Origin of the sequence: Paenibacillus terrae (assembly GCF_000943545.1) — a bacterium.
Classification (GTDB): Bacteria; Bacillota; Bacilli; order Paenibacillales; family Paenibacillaceae; genus Paenibacillus; species Paenibacillus terrae_A.
Window position 1 is genome coordinate 1 of the sequence record NZ_JTHP01000125.1, and the last position, 9,352, is coordinate 9,352.

Consider the following 9,352-nt stretch of genomic DNA (forward strand, 5'->3'; position numbering starts at 1 on the left):
ACACGACGACTATCCTTTATTTCACTATATGAGCGAGAGAACCCAAAAAAATGTCCTTTAAACGCAAAAACGATCCACACAGGATCGTTTTTATCGGTGTGCCTTCCAAGCTTCTCTTCCCTTAAAACTAAGACTTCACATGCTTTTGCATTTGCTGTATAGCCGACTTCTCTAATCTCGAAACCTGGGCTTGAGAGATACCGATTTCGTCGGCAACCTCCATCTGCGTCTTTCCTTCATAAAAACGCATGGACAATATCATCTTTTCACGCTGGCCCAGGCGATGCATCGCTTCCCGCAGAGCGATTTCCTCAATCCATGAGACGTCCTTATTTCTGTCATCACTGATCTGATCCATCACATAGATTGGGTCGCCCCCGTCGTGATATATCGGCTCGAACAGCGAAACCGGGTCCTGAATCGCATCTAATGCGAACACAACATCTTCCTTAGGCACGTTCAGCGCCTCAGAAATTTCAAAAATCGTCGGTTCCCGCGAATTCAGATTTGTCAGACTATCCCGCACTTGAAGCGCCTTATATGCAATATCTCGCAGCGAACGGGATACACGGATCGGATTGTTGTCCCGCAAATACCGGCGTATCTCACCGATAATCATCGGCACCGCATAAGTGGAAAACTTCACGTTTTGCGAAAGGTCAAAATTATCAATCGCCTTCATCAGGCCGATGCATCCTACCTGAAACAAATCGTCAACAAACTCTCCCCGATTGTTAAAGCGCTGAATCACACTCAGGACGAGCCGTAAATTGCCGTTAACCAATTTTTCTCTGGCTGATCGTTCATTATTTTGCTGAAGTGATGTGAACAGCTCGCGCATTTCCGCATTGGTTAGCACCGGCAGTTTGGCGGTATCCACACCGCAAATTTCCACTTTGTTTCGGGTCATCGTGTCTTACCTCCCAAGGAGCAACATTAATGTACATTATCTCCTGAGGGTGTTTTTTTATTCGCCGTTTCCATCGCTTCCGAATATACCCAAACGTCACACCATTTTGTTGAACTCTTTCCGTAAGCGCTTTATAATACGTTTTTCCAGACGCGAAATATAGGATTGCGAGATGCCTAACAGGTCAGCAACATCCTTCTGTGTCTTCTCTTCCCCGTCCTGCAAGCCAAAACGCAGCTCCATAATCAGACGTTCCCGATCCGTCAGCTTATCCAGCGCCTTATGCAATAATTTGCGGTCCACCTGCTCCTCAATATTGCGGTAAATGGTATCATTTTCCGTCCCCATCACATCGGAAAGTAGCAACTCATTCCCATCCCAATCAATATTCAAAGGCTCGTCAAAAGAAACTTCCGTTCTCGTTTTACTATTTCGGCGCAAATACATTAAAATTTCATTTTCGATGCATCGGGAAGCATAGGTAGCAAGCTTGATTTTTTTCTCGGGATCAAAGGTGTTAACTGCCTTGATAAGTCCAATCGCCCCTATGGATACGAGATCCTCAATGTTGATTCCTGTGTTCTCAAACTTACGTGCAATGTACACCACCAGCCGCAAATTCCGTTCAATCAACATGGAGCGTACTGCTGCGTCACCGGAAGAGAGTTTTCCAAGCAAATACTCTTCCTCATCCCTCGTCAGCGGCGGGGGGAGCGCCTCGCTGCCGCCGATATAATAAATCTCTTCACTTTTTAACCCGAATAAAAATAAAATACGATAATATTGCAACTGTAAAGTCAACCTGATTTTCATCTTGAATTTCATCTGTTCCCGCATGTCATTCTCCCCCTTCTGAAAATGGTGCTAAATCTCGCTGTATCCCTTCGTCCGTTACAGCAATAGCCTGATTGCCTTCAGACCTGATCGTGTGTCCACGACCATCGTCCTGCGCTTCAAAGCTTGCTTCCTGCTTATGATCCTCCGGCTCAGCAGCCCCCTCCGCGTGTGCCGTCACATCTGGATGAATGATCGCGCGGTATTTTCCCTCTGCTGACAGCTTCCCTCCATCCAAGCCGATCAGCACCCGATGATGCACATAACGAGCCCCATTCATCACCACCTCTACGCGATCCGGTTTGAGTGCGAGCATAAAGGAGTGGTTACGGTTAATGCCACGATAGGGTACGAGACGAACTCGATCCTGCCAGTTGAACGATTCGTCTCCCAACTCCATCACCAGCTGATCCGCATTTCCCTCAGATAGCTTTTGGAGCCAGGAAGAGGGTAAATACGCCTCCCACAAGGCAGCCTCCATGACCATCACGGGTGTCCGGGTCAAAGGATCATGAAGTTGGTTCCCCGTATCCAACAAGCCTGTACACTCAATATGATCCTGTCCGATCCATACCTGCACCTCACCCAGAAATCCACTCATCCTTTCCGCGCGATGCTTTGAAGATTGTACAATACGAAAGAAAAGCATCACTCCGCCAAATGCGCATAAAATAAACCAGAATGCAATTTTCAGCTCAAAGGACATTCCACCTGAAGCCGTGTACCAGATGCCATTAAACAATTCCCCCGTACTCTGGAGTAAATAATGCATCCCCAGAATTCCTCCCGCTGCTACAAAATTGATCATATAAAAAGCACCCATCGTACGAAGATACTTTTGCATGCTGCCAAATCCAAAAGCCACCAACAGCATAATGACCGATAATGCCAGCTTAATCAGGAATGTAAATAAAAAGGACAGCTCCGGCACAAACATCATGACCACATACATCGCACCGATAACAGCCGAAGCAAGCAGCCGCCACCACACCGGACGAATTTTTCTCATCCAGGCGGTAGCCATCAGCAGTACAGCATCAATGAACAAATTGGCCAAAAAAATTAAGTCGATGTAAAAAACCAAAGGTTCACCCGCCCAGCGTTTGCAGGATAGGCTTAAGTATAGTAGTCATGCTGTTCAAAGTCTGTCTAACGATGGGGACGGTGACCGACTAATTTTGTCGGAAAGGGGAGAAGCACGGGAAATGGTAAAAATGGAGTTCTTACATTTGAATCGGCTAACGAATCGAACACAAGATGCAGAAAACAGAAAGAAGCCCGTATCTCCAAGGAGAATACGGGCTATCTGATTTCAATCTAGTTATCGTTGTTATTATTGCGTGAACGGTTACGTAAAAATGTCGGAATATCGAGTTGATCACTGCTCTGAGTGTTGCCGAACGGACGCAAGTTAGGAGAACCCTTCTCCGCCGATTCAGGTGCCGCCGGGTTGGCAGCCGGTTTACGCCCCGGTGCCGGTTGGCTTGGTTTACCTTCAAAGCCAGTGGCAATGACGGTAACCTTGATCTCTTCTTTCAACTCTTCGTCAATGATAGCACCGAAAATCATGTTGACCTCCGGATCGGAAGCCGACGTTACAATTTCAGCCGCTTCATTCACTTCGTACAAAGACAGATTGTTACCGCCAGTGATGTTCATAATCACACCCCGTGCGCCTTCAATCGATGTTTCCAACAACGGACTCATGATAGCCTTGCGTGCTGCTTCAGCCGCCCGATTCTCGCCAGTTGCTTCGCCAATTCCCATCAAGGCTGAGCCGCGCTCCGTCATGATCGTTTTTACGTCAGCAAAGTCAAGGTTGATCAGACCCGGTACAGCGATCAAATCAGAAATACCTTGTACCGCCTGACGAAGAACATTGTCCGCTTCGCGGAATGCTTCCAGCATAGGGGTCTTTTTATCCACAATTTCAAGCAGGCGATCATTTGGGATAACAATCAAAGTGTCTACCTTTTCTTTTAATCCCTCAATGCCCAGCTCGGCTTGATTGGAGCGCTTACGCCCTTCAAATGTGAATGGTCGTGTTACAACGCCTACAGTCAGCGCGCCGCATTCCTTGGCAATTTCAGCAATGACAGGAGCTGCTCCAGTACCTGTACCGCCACCCATTCCCGCCGTCACGAATACCATATCCGCACCTTTGAGTGTGTTCATAATGAGTTCACGCGACTCCTCAGCCGCTTTTTTACCCACATCCGGATTAGCTCCGGCACCCAGGCCGCGAGTCAGCTTATCACCAATTTGAAGCTTATGCTCAGACTTCGCTAAATGAAGCGCCTGAGCATCTGTGTTGACGGTGATAAACTCCACACCCTGAACACCATTTTCGATCATTCGGTTAACCGCATTGCTGCCGCCGCCTCCGACGCCGATCACTTTAATTTGAGCCAAGCTCTCCATTTCAAAATCAAATTCCAACATACTATTCCATCTCCCCCTCAATGTGCATGGATGGCCCGTCCATGATTGGCATAATTAGCAATGAACGTTATATAAACTCACTGAACATGTTTTTTAAGCGTTCAATCAACCCCTGCTTTTGCTCGCCTTCCGCAACGGGACTGCTCTTGGTTCGGTTGGTCGGCTTCTTGGAACTTCCACCGCTGTTGCTGCTAACGCTGGTCGATCTTCCGCGATAGTAGCGAATGGCATTATGCAAGATGCCGACTCCACTTGTGTAACCCGGATCCCTTACACCGATAAAGTCCGGTACGGCGATCCTTACAGAAGCGGCCAGTTCGCTTTGTGCCACCTGAAGTACACCAGGCATGGAGACGGTGCCTCCGGTAAGTATATAACCCCCCGGAAGCTCTGTGTAACCCAAGCGCTTAACTTCCGCCTGAATGAGTTGAAAGATTTCCTGCACCCTCGGCTCAATAATGGCAGCCAAGTCCTGTTGATTGAATTCCTTATCGACATTACTGCCAATACGGGTCACTTTAAAGACGACATCGGCTGCCGCATCATCATACCATGCGCAGCCGTATTTAAGCTTTACTTTTTCGGCTTGATCGGTAAGGGTTCTCAGTCCGTAGGCTATATCATTGGTTACAAATTCTCCGCCGATGGGAAGTGTAGATGTGGCAACAATCGTTCCTTCCTGGAAAATAGCAACATTTGTAGAGCCTGCACCAATATCCACCAGCACCGAACCCATCACCTTTTCATCCTTCGAAAGTGACAATTGTCCAGCGCCCAGAGGTAGCAGCACCAAATCTTTGATTCTCAAGCCGCCCTTCTCAACGCAGCGCAACAGATTATGTATCGGCGTCTTGCCTCCCGTAACAATCGTAGCCTCTACTTCCAGACGAACTCCGATCATACCGCGAGGGTCTTGAATACCTTCAAGGCCATCCACGACATACTGCTTGGCTACCACGTCAATAATTTCTCTCTCTGGTGGTACTGCAATAACTTCAGCTGCCTTGAGCACACGCTCAATGTCCTCCTCACCGATTTCACGGTCCTCGTTGGACACGGCTACTACGCCATGACTATTTTGCAGGCCAATATGGTTGCCTGAAATCCCCACATACACTTCTGTTATTTGAATACCAACCATGCGCTCTGCGTGATCCACGGCGTTACGGATTGATTGCACGGTTTGATCGATGTCTACAATTGCACCTTTGCGAATCCCTTCCGAGTCGGCAGATCCAACTCCAATAATATTAAAGGTTCCATTGTTCATTTCCCCAATAATAGCCCGAACTTTGGATGTACCGATGTCCAAACTAACAATGATGTCATTGTTGCTCAAGTCTGTGGCACCTCCTGACTCCAAAATGAATTTCGTTCTTTGAACACACTCTGTACATATTCAACATACTCCATGCTTTCCCTCTTTTTTCTACAAATTTTTTAGAAGCCAATTTATGGTTGCAGTCACATAAAAATTCGAAGAAAAAAGAAGGAGGCAAGTCTATTACCCATAAAATCAATTCTAGCATTTTTTCACATCACTGAGTAGTATCTTTTTCTTGGGGCTCTTCGCTCGTATCCTGTTTGAACGGAACGTAGGAATCTGCCTCCAGCATTGTGATCAAACCAGGCTCTTCTGTTTCCAGCACCTGATTCAAATAACTGATTTTAGAGCTCAGAAGAGAAACCGTCGTAATAACCTCAAATTGAGAGCGCGTATACATTTTTATACGGTCTGGAAAAGAAGGGATCGGCGCAGGAATGATTTCCGAAATATCGGCAGTCCATTCCCCCGGAATCCGAGATAACGCATCACACAGCTTTGCTTTGTAGGGATCATCCGATTTCCATTTGGTCAAAATGGGCTTCTCAACTGCAATTCCGCTGCTGCCCACGCCAACGCTTGTCCCATTTGCAAGAATGGCGCGCAGGCTCCCATCACTCTGCAACTCGTAAGCAACCGTAGCATACTCTTTAATATGAACAGCAATAACTCCTGGAAACTGCTTGTCCACTGTTACTTGTTGAATCGACTGAATCTCTCGCAGCTTATTGGAAATGCCTGAAGAACTGACTCCGAAATACTGATCCCCGATAGCCAGACCACTTCGATTAAGCAACTGTTCCCGAGTCGAAAATACATTACCGTCAAAACGGATTTCAGAAACCCGGCTTAACGAGGAACGGAAAAAGAGAACAGCAAGCAGTACGATAAACAACAAAATGAGCAGGATGGCAATCTTCCGACTTGTTCTTTTTTTCATTCTGTTCTGTTTAAGAACAGGTATTTGAGCGTTTGGCATAGCTTCTCTCCACAAAAGCCTTTGGTCCCTCCGCTAGCGGAGGGACATTACAGGCATTAATTTACGAAATCCAGTTGCTCCGGCACCGGAGACTGACGGCTCATTCGTGCACCCAGTCCCTGGAAAAGACGCTCAATCCGGTCATACCCTCTGTCAATATGGTGTACCTGCTCGACAATGGTAAGGCCTTGAGCTGCCAGACCCGCTATAACCAGCGCAGCCCCCGCGCGTAGATCGGTAGCCTCTACCGTGGCCCCATACACACGGGGAACTCCCCGTATAAAGGCGGCATTCGCATCAACCGTAATATCGGCACCCATCACATTCAATTCATTCACATGTTTGAATCGACTTTCGAAGACCGTCTCTTTCATCACACTAAAGCCATCTGCCAGAGAAAGCAGAACCATGACTTGTGACTGCAAGTCCGTCGGAAAAGACGGGTAAGGGGAGGTAACAATCCTTTCCACCGCTTTGGGGCGGCTCATGCAGCTTACGGTCATTATATCATTCAAGATGCCGATTTGAACACCAGCCCGCCTGAGGACGTGAATCAGAGCGGACAAATGGGAGGGATTACAGTGCGTCAACGACACACTGCCACGCGTGGCCGCAGCCGCGATCATAACGGTCCCGGCCACAATACGGTCGGGAATAACCTCATACGTACACGGATTCAAGGAGTTGACTCCCGTAATCGTAATCGTATCCGTCCCCGCTCCGATAATACGAGCTCCCATCGCATTCAGGAAGTTTTGAAGATCCTGAATCTCAGGTTCCCTCGCTGCGTTGGTAATCGTTGTCTGGCCTTCGGCCAACGCAGCGGCCATCATAATGTTTTCTGTAGCCCCCACGCTCGGGAAATCCAGATGGATATCCGTTCCAGTCAGCTTGCGAGCCCGAAACGTAATTTGTTCTTCTTTTTCCACGATCTCCGCTCCAAGAGCCTTCAGGCCATCCAAGTGAAGATCAATTTTGCGCTCGCCTATGGCACAGCCTCCCGGCTGGTAAATGGAAACTTCTCCATATCTGGCGAGCAGCGGTCCCATCAGAAAGATAGACGAGCGCATCTGCTTCATCAAATCTTCCGGAATCTGGAACGTTCGGACGGACGACGTATCCACGTATACCGTTTCCTCTTCATGTCGGCATGTACAGCCAAGTCTCTCAAGGATGTGCAGCATGACCTTAATGTCTAATAGATGGGGCACATTCCGAATTTCTACTTTTCCTTGTGCAAGCAAGCTTGCCGCAAGAATGGGTAGTGCCGCGTTTTTTGCCCCATGGATACGTATGGTGCCTGACAAGGGACGGCCTCCCTCAATCACCAATTTGTCCAATGTATCACCTCCGAGTTTACCGCTCACCCACTACGAAAACCTCCGGAACTAGCTTGATGCCGGTTTGAGATGATATTGTACTTTGAATATGCTTCATTAGGGTAAGCACGTCCTCTGCTGTCGCTTGACCGGTATTAACAATGAAATTGGCATGCTGTACGGAAACCTCAGCGCCTCCCGCTTTTAAGCCCTTGAGACCTGCGTTTTCAATGAGACGGGCCGCATAGTCTCCTGGCGGATTGCGAAACACACTTCCCGCACAAGCCAGCTGTAACGGCTGAGTCAGCCTACGACGATCTTTGAAAGCCGCAAGAGCCGCCGAAATTTCCTCACGGTTGCCCTGCTTCATCCGAAACACCGCCTCTGTCACCATTCCACGCTGCTCATGCAGCACGGAGTGACGATAGCTGAAATGCATTTGTTCGGCATCATACACAGCCAATTCCCCTGTATCCAGCACAATCTCAGCGGACTGGAATATTTGTGACACATCAGACCCATGGGCACCGGCGTTCATGTAGACAGCCCCGCCAACCGATCCTGGGATACCTCCCGCAAATTCGAGACCGGATAGCCCCTGCTTGCTGGCCATAACACACAGTTTGACTAGTGACACGCCTCCACCGGCGACGATCCGTTCATCTTCAAAACGGACATAATCAAATCCCGGTCCCAGTTTGATCACGAGGCCCCGGATTCCTTTATCGGAAACGAGCATGTTCGAGCCCCGTCCCAACTGCATCCACGGGATTCCGTGCTCGCCAGCCAGCCGCAGTAAAGTTGCTAGCTGCTCCTTGGTATCCGGGATGACAAGTGCATCCGCCGGACCCCCAATCTTCCACGTCGTATATTTGGAAAGCGGCTCATGCTCCAGCACTTTTCCGATATCATGCTCCGCTAATAATGGCATCCATTGCTGCATTTGTACTGAAACCTCCTTGTTGCTTGCCCCGCATGGTTGTATGGCTCTCACCTGACAACCGGCAGCCTGAGTGATGGTCACAATGTATAGGGTATCTTATGTCAATACCATCCGGTGTGTGACAACCGCCCAGTCTGCGCTACGGTCTAACTTTTACGGGCAAGACGCTCCATTTCTTTTACTAAAATATCGGCTGAATCAGGCTTGCCAAGCGCTGACGCTGATTCAGCCATCCGGCTGCGCAATGCCTCATCCTCCATAATCCCCGCAATAGATTGAAACAAGGACGCACCAGTCAAGTCCTTCTCCACAATCATGACAGAAGCCCCTGCCTTTTCGAGTGTACGGGCATTGGCCTCCTGATGGTTGTTCGTCACATTGGGAGATGGAATCAAAATGGATGGAATACCCAATGATGTGATTTCAGCCAAAAAGGATGCGCCGGCGCGATTAACGATTAAAGAGGTACAAGCCAGCACCTCCGGCATATTGTGAATATAGGGAAGCACATGCAGATGATTGGGCAATGATCCGATCTGATTCCGTATGCTGTCCAATGTCTGCTCATAGTAAGATTCACCAGTCACATAAGTCGTCGTGT

At 48.5% G+C, this 9,352-nt stretch carries 9 protein-coding genes; all 9 read right to left on the minus strand.

Going from position 1 to position 9,352, the window contains the following annotated elements; genetic code table 11:
* Positions 1-127 precede the first annotated feature (127 nt).
* A complete protein-coding gene (gene sigG, locus QD47_RS28370; protein WP_007431182.1) occupies positions 128-910 on the minus strand; it encodes an RNA polymerase sporulation sigma factor SigG in 783 nt (260 codons plus the stop codon).
* 96 nt (positions 911-1,006) lie between these two features.
* Entirely contained in the window at positions 1,007-1,747 is a 741-nt protein-coding gene (sigE, locus tag QD47_RS28375; RefSeq protein ID WP_014282431.1) for an RNA polymerase sporulation sigma factor SigE, read from the minus strand.
* A 1-nt stretch (position 1,748) separates the two neighbouring features.
* Positions 1,749-2,828 carry a sigma-E processing peptidase SpoIIGA gene (gene spoIIGA, locus QD47_RS28380; protein WP_044649276.1) on the minus strand — a complete coding sequence of 360 codons (1,080 nt, stop codon included), beginning with the start codon at positions 2,826-2,828 and terminating at the stop codon, positions 1,749-1,751.
* A gap of 233 nt (positions 2,829-3,061) precedes the next feature.
* Positions 3,062-4,186, minus strand: a complete 1,125-nt coding sequence (gene ftsZ, locus QD47_RS28385; RefSeq protein ID WP_044649277.1) for a cell division protein FtsZ — start codon at positions 4,184-4,186, stop codon at positions 3,062-3,064.
* Between the two features lie 67 nt (positions 4,187-4,253).
* Positions 4,254-5,525 carry a cell division protein FtsA gene (gene ftsA, locus QD47_RS28390; protein WP_044649278.1) on the minus strand — a complete coding sequence of 424 codons (1,272 nt, stop codon included), beginning with the start codon at positions 5,523-5,525 and terminating at the stop codon, positions 4,254-4,256.
* Positions 5,526-5,724: 199 nt separating this feature from the next.
* Positions 5,725-6,489 carry a cell division protein FtsQ/DivIB gene (locus QD47_RS28395; protein WP_044649279.1) on the minus strand — a complete coding sequence of 255 codons (765 nt, stop codon included), beginning with the start codon at positions 6,487-6,489 and terminating at the stop codon, positions 5,725-5,727.
* Between the two features lie 56 nt (positions 6,490-6,545).
* The gene (gene murA, locus QD47_RS28400; RefSeq protein ID WP_200893545.1) at positions 6,546-7,856 is read right to left on the minus strand and encodes a UDP-N-acetylglucosamine 1-carboxyvinyltransferase; all 1,311 of its coding nucleotides are present in this window, start codon (positions 7,854-7,856) and stop codon (positions 6,546-6,548) included.
* On the minus strand, positions 7,846-8,751 hold the full coding sequence (gene murB, locus QD47_RS28405; protein WP_044649280.1) for a UDP-N-acetylmuramate dehydrogenase: 906 nt from the start codon (positions 8,749-8,751) through the stop codon (positions 7,846-7,848). Before murB ends, murA begins: the two co-directional genes overlap by 11 nt.
* Positions 8,752-8,897: 146 nt before the next feature.
* A partial coding sequence (locus QD47_RS28410) for a UDP-N-acetylglucosamine--N-acetylmuramyl-(pentapeptide) pyrophosphoryl-undecaprenol N-acetylglucosamine transferase (protein WP_044649282.1) occupies positions 8,898-9,352 on the minus strand: 455 nt, incomplete at its 5' end.